The 18,552-nt window shown below is 36.6% G+C and carries 17 protein-coding genes and 1 tRNA gene; 7 read left to right on the forward strand and 11 right to left on the reverse strand.

All coding sequences use genetic code 11. From position 1 onward, the window contains the following. Nucleotides 1-10 precede the first annotated feature (10 nt). The 5 genes from WC644_12465 to WC644_12485 all read right to left on the reverse strand — a co-directional run bounded on the left by WC644_12465 (nucleotide 11) and on the right by WC644_12485 (nucleotide 4,460). On the reverse strand, nucleotides 11-931 hold the full coding sequence (locus WC644_12465) for a hypothetical protein (GenBank protein MFA5012749.1): 921 nt from the start codon (nucleotides 929-931) through the stop codon (nucleotides 11-13). A 143-nt stretch (nucleotides 932-1,074) separates the two neighbouring features. Then, nucleotides 1,075-2,082, reverse strand: coding sequence for a pyruvate carboxyltransferase (locus WC644_12470; GenBank protein ID MFA5012750.1), 1,008 nt, complete (start codon nucleotides 2,080-2,082; stop codon nucleotides 1,075-1,077). Between the two features lie 6 nt (nucleotides 2,083-2,088). Beyond that, a complete protein-coding gene (locus tag WC644_12475; protein MFA5012751.1) occupies nucleotides 2,089-3,096 on the reverse strand; it encodes a pyruvate carboxyltransferase in 1,008 nt (335 codons plus the stop codon). 11 nt (nucleotides 3,097-3,107) lie between these two features. Beyond that, a complete protein-coding gene (locus tag WC644_12480) occupies nucleotides 3,108-3,764 on the reverse strand; it encodes a CoA transferase subunit B (GenBank protein ID MFA5012752.1) in 657 nt (218 codons plus the stop codon). Nucleotides 3,765-3,767: 3 nt separating this feature from the next. After that, nucleotides 3,768-4,460: a CoA transferase subunit A gene (locus WC644_12485; protein MFA5012753.1), complete on the reverse strand. Its 693-nt coding sequence runs from the start codon at nucleotides 4,458-4,460 to the stop codon at nucleotides 3,768-3,770. A gap of 484 nt (nucleotides 4,461-4,944) precedes the next feature. Here WC644_12485 and WC644_12490 point away from each other — a divergent pair. After that, nucleotides 4,945-5,017, forward strand: a tRNA-Ala gene (locus WC644_12490). Between the two features lie 33 nt (nucleotides 5,018-5,050). Then, nucleotides 5,051-5,686 carry a thiamine diphosphokinase gene (locus WC644_12495; protein MFA5012754.1) on the forward strand — a complete coding sequence of 212 codons (636 nt, stop codon included), beginning with the start codon at nucleotides 5,051-5,053 and terminating at the stop codon, nucleotides 5,684-5,686. A gap of 18 nt (nucleotides 5,687-5,704) precedes the next feature. Here the strand turns inward: WC644_12495 and WC644_12500 are convergent, their stop codons facing one another. Continuing rightward, entirely contained in the window at nucleotides 5,705-7,768 is a 2,064-nt protein-coding gene (locus tag WC644_12500; protein ID MFA5012755.1) for an APC family permease, read from the reverse strand. A gap of 95 nt (nucleotides 7,769-7,863) precedes the next feature. Then, nucleotides 7,864-8,328 (reverse strand): SRPBCC family protein, encoded by a 465-nt coding sequence (locus WC644_12505; GenBank protein ID MFA5012756.1) that lies wholly within the window; start codon nucleotides 8,326-8,328, stop codon nucleotides 7,864-7,866. Nucleotides 8,329-8,385: 57 nt separating this feature from the next. Here WC644_12505 and WC644_12510 point away from each other — a divergent pair, with 57 nt between their 5' ends. From WC644_12510 to WC644_12520, 3 genes are read left to right on the forward strand one after another with little or no spacing between them, the layout of a single operon-like run. Further along, a complete protein-coding gene (locus tag WC644_12510) occupies nucleotides 8,386-9,582 on the forward strand; it encodes a DUF6051 family protein (GenBank protein ID MFA5012757.1) in 1,197 nt (398 codons plus the stop codon). 34 nt (nucleotides 9,583-9,616) lie between these two features. Beyond that, a complete protein-coding gene (locus WC644_12515) occupies nucleotides 9,617-10,093 on the forward strand; it encodes a hypothetical protein (GenBank protein ID MFA5012758.1) in 477 nt (158 codons plus the stop codon). 38 nt (nucleotides 10,094-10,131) lie between these two features. Beyond that, complete coding sequence (locus WC644_12520) at nucleotides 10,132-10,491, forward strand: nuclear transport factor 2 family protein (GenBank protein MFA5012759.1); 360 nt, start codon at nucleotides 10,132-10,134, stop codon at nucleotides 10,489-10,491. 37 nt (nucleotides 10,492-10,528) lie between these two features. Here WC644_12520 and WC644_12525 read toward each other — a convergent pair whose 3' ends face one another. Continuing rightward, nucleotides 10,529-11,473 (reverse strand): DUF561 domain-containing protein, encoded by a 945-nt coding sequence (locus tag WC644_12525; protein MFA5012760.1) that lies wholly within the window; start codon nucleotides 11,471-11,473, stop codon nucleotides 10,529-10,531. Nucleotides 11,474-11,525: 52 nt separating this feature from the next. Between WC644_12525 and WC644_12530 the strand changes: the two genes are divergently transcribed. After that, nucleotides 11,526-12,410, forward strand: a complete 885-nt coding sequence (locus tag WC644_12530; protein MFA5012761.1) for a hypothetical protein — start codon at nucleotides 11,526-11,528, stop codon at nucleotides 12,408-12,410. Between the two features lie 52 nt (nucleotides 12,411-12,462). Here WC644_12530 and WC644_12535 read toward each other — a convergent pair whose 3' ends face one another. Continuing rightward, entirely contained in the window at nucleotides 12,463-14,619 is a 2,157-nt protein-coding gene (locus WC644_12535) for a peptidylprolyl isomerase (GenBank protein ID MFA5012762.1), read from the reverse strand. Nucleotides 14,620-15,106: 487 nt separating this feature from the next. On the opposite strand from WC644_12535, the gene WC644_12540 reads away from it, so the two are divergent. After that, nucleotides 15,107-16,054 carry a hypothetical protein gene (locus WC644_12540; protein ID MFA5012763.1) on the forward strand — a complete coding sequence of 316 codons (948 nt, stop codon included), beginning with the start codon at nucleotides 15,107-15,109 and terminating at the stop codon, nucleotides 16,052-16,054. A 152-nt stretch (nucleotides 16,055-16,206) separates the two neighbouring features. On the opposite strand, the gene WC644_12545 is transcribed toward WC644_12540, so the two are convergent. Continuing rightward, a complete protein-coding gene (locus tag WC644_12545; protein ID MFA5012764.1) occupies nucleotides 16,207-17,673 on the reverse strand; it encodes an aminoacyl-histidine dipeptidase in 1,467 nt (488 codons plus the stop codon). Nucleotide 17,674: 1 nt separating this feature from the next. Next, nucleotides 17,675-18,034, reverse strand: a complete 360-nt coding sequence (locus WC644_12550; GenBank protein MFA5012765.1) for a PqqD family protein — start codon at nucleotides 18,032-18,034, stop codon at nucleotides 17,675-17,677. Nucleotides 18,035-18,552: the final 518 nt, after the last annotated feature.

An 18,552-nucleotide genomic window follows, 5' to 3' on the forward strand; every position in this document is an offset into this window, starting at 1 on the left:
TTAATTAATATTACTGTTCTTTAAATAATTCATTTTGCCGATACTGTTCTTCAATCAATTCATCAACTCTGCTGTTGTTTAGCTTTTGCTTAAGTGTATTAAAATGTTCTATCGCCTTTTCTTTCCCATTTGGTACTGACCAGAAATACGCCGTCATAGAAGATATTAATGGCTTCAAAGAACTTGACTTTGGATTTTTTTCGAGAAAAAACTCAATATCATTTAAATATGATTCATCAAATTTATACTTGCCAGGTTCCCTATTATGATAACTAATATAAAGTATTCTTCCTGTATAAACAGATGTTGGATATTTATGTAGAAATTCTATTGCTTTATCAACAAGAAGAATCCTATCTCCTTGATTTGTAACTCTCTTCTCAAGATTTTTTTGATAATTTACTATGAAGGAAAAATCCTCAAATGCTTGTTTTTCAATCCCTTCTGGTTCTATAATTTCAAATTCTATTGTGTTTGATTTTATAGTTTGCCCTAATCCATCCTTACAAACACCTCTTACTTTATACTTTCCGTTCGAGAAATAAATGTAGAATGGCGCCCCATCATCACCACGAAAGAATTGAAGTGAAACTTCTTCGGAAATATTTTCATTCGGTTGTATTTTATAATAATAAAGTGGTAAATCTAAAGCAGGCATTCCTCCGTATGGTAATGTGGGTTTTTTGTCACTGCTGATTTCTGCATCAGAACTTAGCGTAACTGAATTAAAGTTTTGAACAGAATCTATTTTACTTCCCACATTAGTTATAGAGAATATGATGTCAAATTCTTCACCTTTTAAAAAAGTAATTTTTTCTACCGATATTTGAAAATCAAGATTAGATGGCGATGTGTTTGCTCGAAAAGTATAATATAAAATACTTACAATAGCTATACTTAATAATAGTCCTATAATAATAAACTTTTTCATTCCTGTAATTATTTCTTAACCTGCATATTTTAGATTTATTTTTCAATTCGATAATGATTACATGAGAGGGGAGAAGTCTATGAATGAAAAATGGACACCCGAATATATCGTGTGTCCATATCGAATTATCTTTATGTTTTATTTTATCTTCCCGAAAGTGTCTTTGGTATTCTTCCTGTCTTTATACTTTCTGACCGGAGTCTTTTCCCGACTATCCTTTCCACCATCTTGCCTATGTTTAAAACTTTATCAACATCAAGACCCGTGTCAATTCCCATCTCATCCATCATTACAACCATATCCTCAGTCGAAACAAGTCCTACTATACTGGAATCTTTATAATAATATTCTCCCGTTCCGCTTACAGGTACTCCGCTTACGAAGTTTGCCGGCTGTCCGCCTAATCCGCCCATTGTTGATTCATAGTTTGTCATTCCTGCCTGAAGTGCCGCGAGTACATTCGCTAAACCCCAGCCTCTCGTTGTATGAAGATGTACTATGTGCTTGGCAGGGTCTTGAAACTCATCCATCAACATCGAAAAATATTTATAAATCCTGTCAGGTGAAGCCGAGCCGTCATGATCTGCATGCTCTACATCGCTCGCTCCTATGTCAAACCATCTCTTCGTGAATTCTACCGCCTTCTTCATTTCTGTCGGACCCTCTATCGGGCATCCCCAGATTGTGCTTACCGTTCCGTTAACTTTTATTCCTGCATCGCGTGCAAGTTTAATATACTTCTCAGACATTTTCCAGTAGTCATCAAGCGACAATCCAGAATTCTTCTTGTGATGCGATTCGCTCGTCGAAACCATCAGCAAAATCCTGTCGGGTCCGAATCCGTTCTTTCTGTTTTCAATCGCTCTCTCAACTGCTTTTTCCCTTATCGTAACGCACGTTAAAGATACCGAATCAATCAGATGTGCTATCTTCTTACTCGTTCTTAATCTCTTCATTAGTTCATCTGCATCCTTGAACTGCGGCATGCCTGTTGGATTGCCAAGGTTTGTTACTTCAACATGCTTGAATCCTGCAAGTATAAGCTGCTCTGCTGTCCAGAGCTTTGCTTCCATTGGAATGTATATCTCCTCATGCTGGAAACCATCTCTTACGGTAATATCACCTATTGTGACTTTTTTAGGATAATTCATTTATATTTAATTTGATTTTAATTCTTTTGGAACCCTGCCCGTTCTTATACTTTCCGAACGAAGCTTTCTGCCGACAATTCTTTCTACCATTCTGCCTATGTTCAAAACCTTTTCTATATCAAGCCCTGTCTCTATGCCCATTTCATCCATCATTACAACCATATCTTCAGTGCAAATCAGACCGGCAAGCTCTGTATCTACTGAGTAGTAATCTCCCGTTCCCATTACAGGCACACCGTCAAAGAAGTTTGCAGGCTGACCGCCGAGTCCGCCCATCGTTGATTCATAGTTTGTCATTCCCGCCTGAAGTGCCGCAAGAACATTCGCTAAACCCCATCCATGAGTCGAATGAAGATGGGCTATATGTTTTTCCGGATTCTGAAACTTATCCAATACCATCGAAAAATAATCATATATTCTGTCAGGCGTTGCTGAACCATCATGGTCTGCATGCTCCACATCGCTCGCACCAATATCTAACCATCTTTTTGTAAATTCTAAAGCCCTGTTTAAATCAGTCGGGCCTTCTATCGGACAACCCCATATTGTACTTACAGAACCATCAACTTTTATCCCAACTTCATCACATAGCTTTATGTACTTCTCCGCCAACTTCCAATAATCTTCATAAGACATACCGGCATTCTTGAAGTGGTATGAATAGCTCGTCGGTGTCATTAGCAGAATTCTGTCTGGACCAAAGCCGTTTTTCTTATCTTCAATCGCTCTTATTATTGCTTTTTCTCTAATCGTTACTGCGGTAAGTGTAACTGAATCAATAAGGTGTACTGTTTTTTTGCTTGTCTTTATCCTTTTTATCAGCTCGTAGCCGTCTTTGAACTGCGGCATTGCTCTTGGGTTTCCAAGGTTTGTAATTTCAACATTCTTAAATCCTGCAAGGATTAATTGCTCAGCCAGCCATAGTTTTGCTTCAAGTGGTATGTACTTTTCTTCATGCTGAAATCCGTCTCTTACTGTAATATCGCCTAATACAACTTTTCGGGGATAGTTCATAAAATAAAATCTTATAAAGCTATTTCAGGTATATCACCCTCAACTATCAGCGTACCCGCTGTAGCCGCCTTTATCTGCTCGACCGTTACACCCGGTGCTCTTTCAAGCAGCTTGAAACCCTTATCCGTTACCTCAAGAACAGCAAGGTCAGTCACAATTTTCTTTACACATTTTACGCCTGTTAAAGGTAATGTGCATTCTTTAAGCAGTTTCGACTGTCCATCTTTATTCGTGTGCTGCATTGCAACAACTATATGCTCGGCTGATGCTACTAAATCCATCGCACCGCCCATTCCTTTTATTAATCTTCCGGGTACTTTCCAGCTCGCAATATCACCTTTCTCTGAAACTTCAAACGCACCAAGTATTGTAATATCTACATGCCCGCCCCTTATCATAGCAAAACTTGTAGCCGAATCAAAGAATGATGCTCCCGGCAAATATGTTATCGTCTGCTTACCCGCATTTATAAGGTCTGCTTCAACAGTTTCTTTCGTCGGAAAAGGACCCATCCCAAGCATTCCGTTTTCGGATTGTAATATTACTTTAATACCCTCAGGAACATAGTTTGCAACTAATGTAGGAATACCTATCCCAAGATTTACATAGTAACCGTCGCGAAGTTCCTGACCTATGCGTTTTGCTATTTGATTCTTGTCTAATGCCATTTTTTATTTTGATAAGGTTAATTGCTCAATTCTCTTTTCGTAATTTACACCTTGAAATATCCTCTGTACAAATATTCCCGGCGTATGTATAAAATTCGGGTCAAGCTCTCCCGCAGGTACAAGTTCTTCTACCTCTGCAATCGTTATCTTTCCCGCCATTGCCATCATGTTATTAAAATTATTTGCTGTATATCTGTATATCAGATTTCCTGCCGTATCACCCTTCCATGCCTTTACAACTGCATAATCCGCCTTAAATGCATGCTCTAAAAGGTGCATCTTGCCGTTGAACTCGCGTGACTCTTTTCCTATCCCTACTTCCGTTCCGTATCCTGCAGGTACGTAGAATGCAGGAATACCCGCACCACCGGCTCTTATTCTTTCAGCAAGTGTACCTTGCGGTACTAACTCCACCTGAAGCTCTCCGCTGAGCATTTGCCTCTCAAACTCTGCATTCTCACCCACATAAGATGAAATCATTTTTCTTATCTGTTTCCTTTGAAGCATTAATCCTAAACCGAAATCATCAACTCCGCAGTTGTTTGATATTATCGTTAGGTCTTTAATGTCAGTTTTGGATAATTCAAGTATCGTGTTTTCTGGAATACCGCACAGTCCAAACCCTCCGAACATCATAGTCATTCCGTCTTTCATTCCTTGAATTGCTTCTCTTGCGTTGTTAACAGTTTTGTTCATTCTTCTTTATAAATTTCAGCAAATTAAAGATAAATATTTATTATTACAATAGATAACACTCAAGTATGCTTTTCAAGTTCAGTTAAACATGTAAAATCGGTATTTTAAAATATAAAATATTATACATATTTGTCTTTACTTTCTCACATATTTTTTGTATATTATTTTAGATATTACAGTCAGAATTTGTACCTCCTTTACAAATTTGACATACGGTTTATAAAAAAGAACCGCAAGATAATGTTCTGTAATAACAATTCTTTATTTCAACATACCATAAACATCCCATAAACATACCATGAACATACCATGAACATACCATTCTCCCCGCAACACGCCCGCTTCTTGCATGCATCCTGCACGCTTCCTGTCTGCTTCCTGACCGTTAAATCATGTACCCGGCTTAAATATCACTAATTATTAGTCAATTTTGCCAATATCCCTTGTCTTTATAACACTAATCGCTTATTTTTGTACATCAGTAGGGGATTTAGCTCAGCTGGTAGAGCGTTTGAATGGCATTCAAAAGGTCAGGGGTTCGACTCCCCTAATCTCCACTAAAACTGTTTAAACTTCAAAAACTTCTTGTATTGAATAATACCCGCACAATAATAATCCTTAATGGTGATGTTGTTCCAAATACAATATTCAGGAAATTCTATAAAAAGAGTGACTATATAATTTGTGCAGACGGTGGTGCCAAAGCTGCGAAGCATTATAATGTTTTGCCAAACATAATTTTAGGCGACCTTGATTCAATTACAAACTCGGATTTAAGTTTTTTCAGGAAAAAAGGAGTAGAAATTCGGAAGATAACAGAACAGGAGACAACAGATTTTGAAAAAGCATTGATGTATGTGGTTGAGTGCAATCTTAATAATGTTGTCGTATTTGGTGCTACAGGCGACAGACCTGATCATATCACGAACAATTTAAGCGTGATGAAGAGATACTCAAAGGTTTTAGATATAAAGATTATTGATAGAAAATTTGAGATTTTCTATTTAAAGAAAAGATTTGAAAGAGAATATAAGAAGAATAAAGTGGTTTCACTTCTTGGTTTTCCCGTGGCGAGTGGAATAACAATAAAGGGTTTTAAATACAAACTTGATAATGAATCACTTGAATTTGGAGTCAGGGAAGGGACTTTAAACGTTTCATCTTCCAAGAAAATTATGATTGAAAAGAAAAAAGGAGACCTTCTTGTCTTCTTAAGCCATGTCTAACGATTCAAATTCAGCAAATTACAATTCAATAGTGTGCTCTTTATTTTCTGTGATTATTCTTACTCTTATGTGTGTATTTTCATCTGAATGTACCGTACCCCAAAGCAACGCAAGTTGTTGTAACTGAATGTCAGGTTTATATTTAGCTGATAGTCCTATTATAACTTCACGCACTCCAAGTGAATGAGCAACATTCATTATAGAATAAAAAGCGTTGTTTGTTGGTACTACGACAGGTATTACCGGCTTCCCAATCTTTTCAGCTACGTTAACAACTTCACTAAATAAATTTAATTCATCAGATTTCAGTTCTTTTCTTGTTATTGTGTTTATTTTATCCGTGAATACTCTTGCTATCATTACAATTATATCAGTCTTATCCGTATCGGTTTCATTTATAATTTTCTTTAAATGATTAAGGTTGTTAGGGTCACGCACGGCAACCATAACTCTGTCCGATAGTTCACTCTCTATCGATTCAGGTGTAATTTGTGATTCATCGTCAAGATTAAAATGTTCAAGCACTCTCATATTTTCGTGGCTGTGAAACTCATCCTCAGTGAGGTTCTTTTCTTTCATTAATTTCTTCTTATTTATAAACTCGGAAATAACAAACACTACAAAGAACGTTATAGTGAATATTACACCCGAGATAGTCGCAATAGGTTTTGTGAATAAATTTGTTATACCCACGAAGAAGAGGACAAAAAATATGAGTAATAGACCGAAAGGTATTTCATTCTTTCCTATCTTAAAATTCAGCGGTACTCTCCATTCGCGATTGCGTTTATCTTTATACCTTAGCACAATCATTGAAAATCCCATGAATACAAGACTCCAGACTACACCAAATGCATATGCCTCACCAAGCAATAATATATTTCCTTGCGATAGTATAATCGTTATAATCTGAAATAATGCTATCAGATTCAACAACCTGTAAGTTGTTCCGTATTTCTTATGCGGTTTCCTGAACCAGTCTGTAAGAACCTTGTCCTCCGCAACTCTGTTAAGAACGCTGTTTGCACCAACTATGGAAGTATTTACAGCACCCGAAAGTATCAAAACACCGACTATTACAACGAATGCCTGAAATATTAAATTCAGCCAGTGCGGTCCGATAAGAAACATTGCGATTCCGCCGATTAAATTATCTATGTATTGCGGTCTTACATTATCCGGTATCAGCATTGTTCCGAGAAAAGAAACTCCTGGAGTAAGCGTAACGCTAAACAGAAATATTATGAGTGCAGTCTTTTTAAAGTTTCTCAGTTTAGGATACTCGACTTCTCTGTAAACCTGACCTAAAGTCTCGAGTCCGCTCAGTGCAAGCAATGAATGTCCGAAAGCAATAAGAATACTTATCAGCCCTATTGTTTTCGCCCAGTCAGCATTGCTTAGCCAGCCGTAAGCTTCGTGCGAAAGATTAATCTCGAAAGACGGAAAGTGTGCAAAGAATGGTTCGTCCTTTAAAAGCAATGTTACTATACCCCAAATAATAACCATCGCACCCATTACTGCTGTAATTATAAAAATCTTTAGTGCTTTTGAAGATGACTCTTCTATTCCTTTCACGTTTTCCCACCAAAAGAATAAAACAATACCTATTGCAATTACCATTGATAATATATTCCTATCGAATTGTATTTCTAACCCAATCATTTTGAATATATCGTTCAATAGTCCTGCGAAATAATGTCCGCCGGATACACTGCTGATAGGTCCGGTAAGTATATAATCAAACACTAAAGCAGAAACTGAGACCTTGGCGAACCATCCGCCCAGCGTTGATTTAACAACTCTGTAAACACCTCCGCGCGTGAAGAGTGGCGATGATTCCAAATATAATGCCATCACGCAGAATGCAAATATCATTACACCAAGAATAAAGTATGGTGCTACAGTTCCTACAAACTGCTCTGCAATGCCGCCCATATAATAAGCCGTAGAGCCGAGGTCGCCAATGACAACAGCGGCAGCCCGCCAGAATGAAATGAAGGTGAACATTACAGTGGTTAGAACAATAACTTTGGTAGTTTTGGCCGTCATAGACGGCTTAAGTATATGTGGCTCGGTATCCATTAGTTGATTAAGAAAATAATATAAAATTTACACATTTTCATGCAGATGCAAAATACATGAAAAGAACATCATAATAAATAGTAAATATTTTGCATTTAAGTTCTCATTTTCCCAAATATCTCCTCGAGCTTCCTGTACCTGAAATCAAAAATATCCTTCAACTTATTCTTTACCAGAAATGAATTTACTATTTTCCCGATAAAACCAAATCCGACTTTATAATGAAGAATATCATACATCTCAACCCCGCCTTCTATTTCGTAAAACTTATGCTGATGATGCCAGAATTTATAAGGACCGAATCTCTGTTCATCAACAAAGTAGTTCGGTTCTTTAACATGTGTTATTTCAGTCGCCCAGTTCATCGCTATATTGAACAGCGGAGTAACTTTGTATGTTATAATTATTCCCTGATACATCTTCTTCTCCTGGTATTCCGATGTTACTTCAAACCCCATGTATGGAGGTGTAATCACCTTTAAGTTTTCGGGCGATGAAAAGAAATCCCAGGCCGTTTTCAAATCTATCGGCAGTCTTTGAACTGTCTTCAAAAAGTGCATATAAAAAGTATTATTAATTCGATAGTTTGAACAAAGATTAATTATTAAATGTTCAATATGGGCTATCTTGAAGACTATAATCTTCTGAAAGAAATTTATTCCGAAAGTAAGGAATCAATCCAAATTCCCGGATGTGATATTTTTATCAGGAATTTTAGTTTCACTTCAGATGATAATAAATATTATCCTGACTCAAATAGATTTGTTAATTCCGTAAAAAGAGAACTTCAACAACTAAATGAATCCTCACCCCTGACGAATTCCTTTCTTGAGAATTCGAAGGAAGCAATGGAATGCGATAGAAAGTTTATATTTCCATTGTACTGTAAAAAACAAAAGTGCAATAAACTTATTATTTTATTTCATGGATTAAATGAAAGCAGCTGGGACAAATATCATACATGGGCAAAAAGACTCGTGGAGCTGACAGGTCAGGCAGTACTAATGTTTCCGATATCATACCATATAAATCGAAGGCCTTTAAAATGGGGTGATTCAAGAACTATGAATGCTCTTGCAAAAGAAAGAAAAACCAAATTTAACTCTCAGGAGTATTCATTCGTTAATGCTGCAATAAGCACACGACTGCAGTTCAATCCTGAACATTTCTTCTTTTCAGGTTTAAGGACTTTTAATGATGTCCAAAAACTTATTTCTAATATACGTAATGAAGAATTTAAAGAGATTGATAAAGGGTGCGAAATATCATTATTCGGTTATTCTATTGGAGCTTTTCTAATTGAAATACTCATAATGGCGAGAACAGATTTATTTGCCGATTCCAAAATTGTGTTATTCTGTGGAGGACCTACTATGGATTTGATGCATCCCGCTTCAAAGTACATTTACGATAGTGCCGCAGAAAGAGTAATGACAGCCTATTATCCGAAAGACTTTGAGGATAATTTAAAATCAAATGAAACACTCAAAAGATATTTTAGCGAAAATGAAAGCGATGGAATGTTGTTCAGGTCATTGCTTAATAAAAATAGATTTGAAGAATTGCGTACAACGAAACTTAAGAGATTTGAGAATCAAATACTTGCAATACCATTAACAAATGATGAAGTAATGCCTCCGGATTCGGTTCGGGAGACTTTAGATACTGATGGATTGAAAATCAAAATTAAGGAAATGCATTTCCCGTATGAGTATAATCACATCTCGCCTTTCCCATTAAATGAAAAGTCCAAGAATGAAACTAACGAGTGTTTCAATAATGTATTTTCTTCAGTTGCAAAATGGTTTAACTAATTTAATAATATATCTTTAACTTTATAACATAATAATGAAGATTTTAATACTTTTGTTCTATTCGGTATCTGTATTGTTAATAATTGCGGCTTTGTTCGGCGGCTCGCTTACTGAGCCGATAATAGAGGAAGTTTCTATGAAGACAATAAATACTATAGGAATTGATAAATCAAAGATTGATTCGCTTGATTCTCAAATAGATATGTCTTTTTACAATATGAATTTATTCATTTACAGATTAGAGCGAATAAAGAATTATTTAACATTTGGAGACGACGAGCAAAAGCCTATAGAATTAAAGAGACATAATTATATCAGTGATATTGTGTATGAACCGATATTGATTGCTGTTTCGTATGCGGTTAGGGGAATAATGTTTACATGCGGATTAGTGCTGCTTTTAATCACTGCTATAATTCATACAATAACATCATATTTTAATTTGAGAAAAAGAGTGAAAATTCTTGAGGAAAGAGTATTAACAAATAATCAGGGAATTTATGGAAAATAGATATTGTTAAGTTTTATAATTCAAAAATAAAATATTTTATGGACAGAAAAGAATGGCTCGAAAAAATTGGTGATATTATTGACGCAAAAGATTCAGCAGGATTTTCTAATTTATTGACTGAAGACGGTATATTTAAATTTGGAAATGCCGACGAAGTTAAAGGAAGAAAAAAGGTTGAGGAGTATGTGGCAGCATTTTTTAACATGATAAAAGGCAGTCAGCATAAAGTTGTTAATTTCTGGGAGCAGGGTGATAGCGTTGTATGGCAGGGTGAAGTATTATATACAAGGTTAGACGGGAAGCAGGTTAATGTTAACTTCTGTAATATATTCTACATGAAAGATGATTTGATAGAAAAGTATCTCATTTACATAGATAACACACCTTTATTTGCTTAAAGTATATTTCTATTTGAGCCGGAATTAATAGTCCGGCTCATTGTTTATATTCTGATAATATATTTAATCTATCGTTAAATTCCTTCATTATTTCATTTACAATCTCACCCGCAGGTTTAATTTCATTGACTAATGCTGATACCTGTCCAATCTCGAGTTCACCGTCTTCGAGATTTCCTTCAAACATTCCCTTTTTGGCTCTTCCTTTTCCAAGCAGTGCTTTTAGTTCATCAGGTGATGCGCAAGAGTCTTCAGCCTCTTTAATTTCCTCATAGAATTTATTTTTTAAAAGTCTTACAGGTACGATTTTTTTCATCATAAGTTTTGTGTCACCTTCAGAGGAATTTACAATCATCTTTTTAAAACTTTCATGTGCAGATGATTCAACTGATGCTGCGAAACGAGTTCCAATCTGCACACCATCAGCCCCGAGTGCAAAAGCAGCAAGCATTGATGAACCTGAGGCAATTCCACCTGCGGCTATTACAGGTATGTCAACAGCATTTCTGACTGAGGGTATCAGTGCCATAGTTGTAGTTTCTTCTATGCCATTATGCCCGCCTGCTTCAAATCCTTCCGCTACAACAGCATCAACACCTGCTTCCTGACATTTTACAGCAAACTTTGCGCTTGCGACAACGTGGACAACAGTGATTCCCTTTTCCTTGAACAATGAAGTGTATTTTTTCGGACTGCCTGCTGATGTAAAAACGATCTTTACATTTTCTCTTATAATGATATCAATAATATCATCGATTTGGGAATAAAGAAGGGGAATGTTAACTCCAAAGGGTTTATTGGTATTAACTTTGCATTTTATAATATGTTCTTCAAGTGTTTCGGGATGCATGGAACCCGCTCCAATCAGACCGAGTGCACCTGCATTGCTTACCGCAGAAGCGAGTTTCCATCCGCTGCACCATACCATTCCGGCCTGTATAATTGGATATTTTATGCCGAGTAATTTTGTTATTATATTCATAAATATTTTGTTAATAACCCTATCAATTTCGAATAAATAGAAATAAAATACCATGAAAAACATTAGAATAATTGTTTTAATATTATTAAGTTTGACCTCCTGTATTTCGAATGCACAAATCAAGATGCTTTTTGAGTCGGAAAAAAATGAGAAGGAGAAAATTGCAGGGTATATTAACTCAGGATTTTCAGATATTCAAATATTTCGTATTGATATAAGTGATTCAGAAGACGAGAACGATACTTCTCTGGTCTATAAGATTTCAATAAGTAACGATAAAAGTTTGGTTACAGAATTTGATGCTGTGACCGAATACACAACTTTAGTTAATTATGATGGTAACATTTTATATAGAGAAATAACGGATAAGAACGGACAGCTTGCAGGGAAGACACTTTACACTTATAATGATAAGGGATTTATTTCGAAGAGAGAATTGTATTTCGGTAATGTTAAAGCTATAGATGAAGTATATGAATTCGGAAATTATGAAAGCGGAGAAGTAAATAACTTTTCTGCCGATGGTACTTTAATGAACAAATCTTTATTTAAACTAAACAGCCAAAAGAAGTTAATAGAAGAATTGAAGTATAATTCGAAAGGAGAAGTTGAACAAAAATATGAATACACGTATGATTCGGAAGGGCGGATGATTGAAGATAGGATTATATTGATTAATGAGCAAAAGACGATTACCAATTATTCTTACGATGAAAACTCTAATGTTATTGAAGAGCAAACGAAGGATAACAGCGGAAATATATTGAGTTATAATAAGTTTGCTTATGAAGGAAATAAGATAATTGAAGAATTAAGGGATTCTAAGGATATAAAATTAAGAAAATTCTATACGTATAAAAATGGAATGCTGCAGAGTATTAAGTTTGAAGATTTAATTGAAAACAGTATATACATTTGGGAGTACAGATATAAATAAACAAAAAGCCCCTCGAGTGAGGGGCTTTTTGTTATATGATTATTCTAATTTTTTATAAATACTTATCTCTGTTATCAACTATCTTAGCATTGTTTGTCAGGTTAGTCATCCATTCCTGAACAGCCTGCTGCTTCTTGTTGGTAAGTAGCTGTTTGCGCAAATCGGCTGCTTTAACAACGTAGTCATTCTGGTCGAAAGGAGTTATCCAGTTAAGGACAGCAATATAATAACCACGAGTTCCTTTTATTGGATTTGTGATTTCGCCCGGTTTCATTGAGAATACAGCGTTATAGAGCGGGTAATCAATACCGAGTTTAACGTCCGGCTTTGCAAAAGAAACACTGTCTGCAGTACTGAATGAATATTGCGGAAATATAGTCTGAAGACCGAGTATATCGCTTCCTGATATTTTAGAACGAATATCTCCGGCTATCTTTTGCAAGTATCCAAATTTCTTTATTTGAGCGACTTTAGGTTTGACGAGAGTAACTTTAACAGAGTCGAAATTTTTTGTGCCTTCTGAAATTTTATCGGTAATCATATAAACACCATATCCGCCTTGGATTTTAGTCGGTCCATATAGTTTCGATTTCTTGTTTGAAAGACCGAACTCAATAATATTCTTGTTCTGACCCGCACCGGGAACAAAGCCCCCTTTTGATACTTCAGGTGTTGTATAAATAGGGATATTCATATTCTTTGCAAGAGAGTCGATTATAGCGCCGTTTTCTACATCGGACATAAACTCCTGTGCTTTCTTGCGAGCGACATCCTTAGTCCTTTGACCTGCGGTTACAGGCTTTCTGATTTCCGCAAACTTAAACTCTTTCTTTGATTTGTTTTTAATATAGATTATATGAAAGCCGAACTGAGTTTTAATAGGACCTATAATACTTCCAACTGAACCATTTAACGCGGCATCTTCAAATTCCTTTACCATAGCCCCTTTAGTAAACCATCCGAGGTCACCGCTGTTCTGCTTAGCAGATTGATCCTGAGAAAGTTCGAATGCAAGCTTAGCAAAATCTTCACCGCTCTTTGCACGTTTTAGAATATCTTCCGCTTGCTTCTTTGCAGCTGCTGTATCGGTTCCGAAATTTATAAGAATGTGTGAAGCGTTAACGAAAGATTCATCACCTTCTTTTGATTCGAGCATTTTAATAACTTTGTAACCGTCCTGATCGATAATTATATTTGAAACTTCATCAGGTTTAGCATTAAAGAGAAAGTTTAGTGCATTCTTTCCTGCAGCGCCTAATGCGTTTGGTTTCTGGAAATCTGCTTTGAAAGGAACGGAAGAGTTATCGTTAACAAGTTTGATTAAAGAAGAATCTTCCATCATTGCACTCTTCATATCTTTGACCATAAACTCCATCTGTTTCTTTACGGAATTTGTATCATCTATAGTTGGAGCGTCGGAGAAAACAACATATTTGAATTTAACAGCTTCTTCCTGTTTGAATTCGTCCTTATGCTTATTGAAATAATCTTTCATTTCCTCTTCAGAAACCTGGAACTGCATTGTATCAGTAACGGCATTAACGTCGAGGAAAGCATAATTAAAGCTTGCTTTTATATTATCATCTTTATATTTCTGAAGAACGTCTTCCTCGGGAATGATAACTGAAGCAGTGATATAGTTTTGAAGCTTATCGGATAAGAGAACTTCACGCATATAGACCTCGACCTGATTCCAGAACTGAGTAGCCTCTTTAGTTTTCATACCGAGAGCCTGCTGGTAGAACTCCATATTAAAGACGCCTGTTGAATCCATAAAGTTACGTCTTATGGCTTCGGGGAGCTCATCGGGTCTGTTGTAAATAAAGTCGAGTATTTCGTTATCGGAGACTGTGATTCCGAGTCTATCGATTTCCTGTTTAGTAAGTTTTTGCTGAACGAGTTGATTCCAAACCTGTTCTTTAATCTGTTCGAGTGTAGCATCATCAACGTCTTTGCCTCCATTTTGCTGTCTCATCATTTCGAGCTGCTGCTGGAGAGCTTGTTCATATTCCTGATAAGTAATTTCTTCACCGTTTACACTACCAAAGATAACCATATCTCCACCTCTTAAACCAACGTAATTCATACCCCATTCAAAAACAATAAGACCGACAAAAGCAATGATGAGAAAAACGATAATATAAGGCATCTTATCGCGCATCTTATTCATTACGCCTGTACCATGTGAAGCTTTTTGTCTTGTAATCATTACCGAAACAACTCCTTTAAAATATATTTAGTGTTATAAAATTAAGTTAAAACAAACATGAAAAATAAGTGATTTATGGAGGAAAATCAATTCAAATGTGTAAGAAACAGAGAAATTGAGAAAAATGAATGCAGCGGTATTTTACATTCTCAAAGCCGGACTAATTGGAATTAAGTGCCAGCTTTGTACCGGGGATGAACGGCGGATTAGGCGCACAGTAAGTGAGTACGACATGTGAACGAAGTAAGGAGGAAGTAAGACTGAATATATAGTGGATATAAAGTGGGTTTAAAGTGAATATGGAGAGGATAAATGTCTATTATACTGTAATTACAGTAAATATCTTAAAATTATGCGATTTGTAACTAAATAACATACTGTTTATTTGCATAATTCAAGCGTATAGTATAATATATACAATATATTATATTTTTTAAACATAGAATAGAAGAAAATAATTCCGTTGAAAAGAAAAAATATTTAGTGTATGTTGTACGAAATTCATTTCATGGGATTAAAAAAGAAATATGACATAGTAATACTTACTGACTCAAGGTTTGTGAATCCAGTTGGTGCAGACGAATATGTTCAGAATATTCTTTTAGAGGATAATTATGCGAAGGAGGCGTTAGAGAGAAGGGGATTAAGAGTCGGAAGGACGAACTGGGACAATTCTGAATTTGACTGGACTAAGACAGAATATACAATTTTTAAAACGACATGGGATTATTTTAACAGGTATGAAGAGTTTTCGAAGTGGCTTGATGAGGTTAGCAAAAAAACGAAACTAATAAACCGAATCGAGACGATTCGCTGGAATGCGGATAAACATTATCTGCTTGATTTGAAGAATAGTGGTGTTAACATACCGAAAACGATATTTATTGAGAAGGGTGATGAGAGAGGGCTGACAGATATATTTTTGAATTCAGGATGGATAGATTCAATATTAAAACCCGTTGTTTCAGGCGGTGGAAGACATACATATAAGATTGACAGAGTTAATGTCTTTGAATACGAAAAGAATTACAGAGAACTTATAGAGAAAGAAGGTATGATGCTTCAGGAGTTTCAGTACAGTGTGTTAAAGGAAGGTGAAAAGACATTTGTAGTTTTTGGTGGAAAGTTTTCACACGCTGTTTTAAAGAAAGCTAAAGCTGGTGATTTCAGAGTACAAGATGATTTTGGAGGAACGGTTCATAAATACGATGCGAGTGCGGAAGAGATTGAATTTGCGGAGAGAGTCGTGTCAATGTGCAATCCATTCCCGGTGTATGGTAGGGTAGATGCCATAAAGGACAATGACGGAAATCTTGCCGTATCAGAGCTGGAGCTGATTGAGCCGGAGTTGTGGTTCAGGACGAAACCCAAGTCAGCGGAAATGTATGCGGAGGCAGTACTTGAAGAAATGGTGAAGAACAGCAAAAGCATGTAGAGCAACAAGAACGGAAAGTGCAGAAAGAGCAAGAAGAACAAAGAAACAGGTAACCGGAAAAAGGAGTAACTGAAATATTTCGAGATTTGATGATGAGATCCCCGCTAAGAGAAAGCGGGGATGACATTCATTATATAATTTGGAAATAAAAATTATTTCTTTGGGACGTTTTTAAGAGTTTCAACGAGATAATCCCAGAACTTTTGAACTGTTGCAATGTTCACCATTTCATCGGGTGAATGCGGATTGCGGATAGTTGGTCCAAAAGAAATCATATCAAGATTCGGGAATACGCCTCCGATAAGCCCGCATTCAAGTCCTGCATGAATAGCGCTAATCTTTGGTTCCTTGCCGAACTGTTTTTTATAGCCCCCAATCATAACTTTAAGAATCGGAGAATTCGGGTTTGGTTTCCAGCCCGGATACTGACCATCGAAAACAATCTTCGAAGCACCAGCGAGTTCAAACACGGATTCCATTTTTCTCTCAAGAGCTTCTTTACCGCTATCTACAGAGCTTCTGAGCAGGCAGATAACAGAAAATTTCTTTTCGGAATTGTCAGATTTAACGATAGCGAGGTTTGTCGATGTTTCAACGAGACCGGGCATATCGTTGCTCATTCTGATAACGTTGTTAGGCAGAGCAAAAATGCAATTAAAGACATTCTTCTGTGACTTTGCGTCTATAACTCCTTCGGGTATTTCAGCCTTTTCAAATTTAATTTCAAGACCAGGATCTGCGGTTGCGAATTCATTTTTAAGAGTTGATTCGAAATTCTTTAAAGCGGATTCAAAATCTTTTGCTTTGGCAGACGGAACAACGACTACTGCATGTGCTTCACGTGGTATAGCATTTCTCAGTGTACCGCCTTCGACAGATGCTAATCTCAGACCGAAATTACGTTCTGCCATTCTAAGGAAACGGAATATAATTTTATTTGAATTACCGCGAAATAGATGTATATCGCATCCTGAGTGACCGCCTTTGAGACCTTTGACTACAATTTTATATGAAGCACTATCTTTCGGAACAGGATTAATTTCATACTTGAATTCAGCGAGAGCGTTCGTACCGCCTGCGCAGCCAATGAACAATTCGCCTTCATCTTCTGAATCGAGATTCATTAATATATCACCTTTCAGATAACCGGGTTTCAAACCGAAAGCACCCGTCATCCCCGTCTCTTCATCGATTGTAAAGAGAGCTTCAATAGGACCGTGGCTCAAATCTTTAGCTTCGAGAATGGCAAGTGCGGCGCATACACCCATTCCATTATCAGCACCGAGTGTTGTACCGGTAGCCTTAACCCATTCGCCGTCGATGCGAGGTTTAATAGGGTCTTTTTCAAAATCATGCTTTGTGTCGCTGTTAGCCTGAGGTACCATATCGAGATGCCCTTGAAGAATGACCCCTTTTCTGTCTTCGAAGCCTTTTGTAGCCGGTTTGCGAATTACGACGTTACCTACGGCATCGACTTCATACTCAAGCTTATTTTTTTTAGCAAAGTCGATTACGTATTGCCGCATTGCATCTTCATGCTTAGAGGGATGCGGGATAGCACACATTTCTTCGAAATGCGACCAGATAGCCGAGGGTTTCAGAGCATTTAAAACTGCCATTTTATTTTTCCTTTCTTAGTTCTTTAAAGTATAATAAATTATTTGCATATAAGCCATTTATGAACTGCGAGACTCTATCGACTGCGGGTTCAATCTTATCACCGAATTTTAGCTTAAGTTCTTCAACGATAGAAAGAACTTTTTTGCTGCCGTCAATTGCGAGCCAAGCAGCAGAGCCGAGTTCATCGAGTTTGACCCTTATATCTTTAGATTTATTTTTAGGGATAAATTTCTTCATGAACTCTTTTTTAAATTTAGGAATAAGTATATTCACAAGCCCGTCAACCTGCTCATGATTATTGATTCGTACAGGAGTAAGTTCCAGCAGATTAATATTAGTAGCTTTATTTTTCTTAAACATTTTACAAGATACTTCTATTAAAGCATTAAATAAAGTTACAAAGGAAAGAGAAATTTGGTTCGGGGGATGGGGCTGAAGACCGGATTTTTATTTGATGCATTTTTTATCCGTTGATTAAAGGCAACGGCAATTTATAGAGCAAGAAATAGAGTAAGTATAAGGCAAGAGATGGAGCAAGAGATAGAGTAAATTGTGGAGCCGAAGCCCGGGACTTCTTTTGATACATTTACAATCCGTTGCCTAAAGGCAACGGCAATGTGAAGAGCAAGAAATAGAGCAAGAGTAAGGCAAGAGCAAGAGATATAGTAAATTTTGGTGCTGAAGCCCGAGACTTCTTTTGATAAATTTACAATCCGTTGCCTAAAGGCAACGGCAATTTAAAGAGCAAGAGATAGAGAATGAGCAAGAGATAGAGAATGAGCAAGAGATAGAGAATGAGCAAGAGATAGAGAATGAGCAAGAGATAGAGAATGAGCAAGAGATAGAGAATGAGCAAGAGATAGAGAATGAGCAAGAGA

This window comes from Ignavibacteria bacterium (genome assembly GCA_041649015.1).
Taxonomy (GTDB): Bacteria; Bacteroidota; Ignavibacteria; order Tepidaquicellales; family Tepidaquicellaceae; genus CAIKZJ01.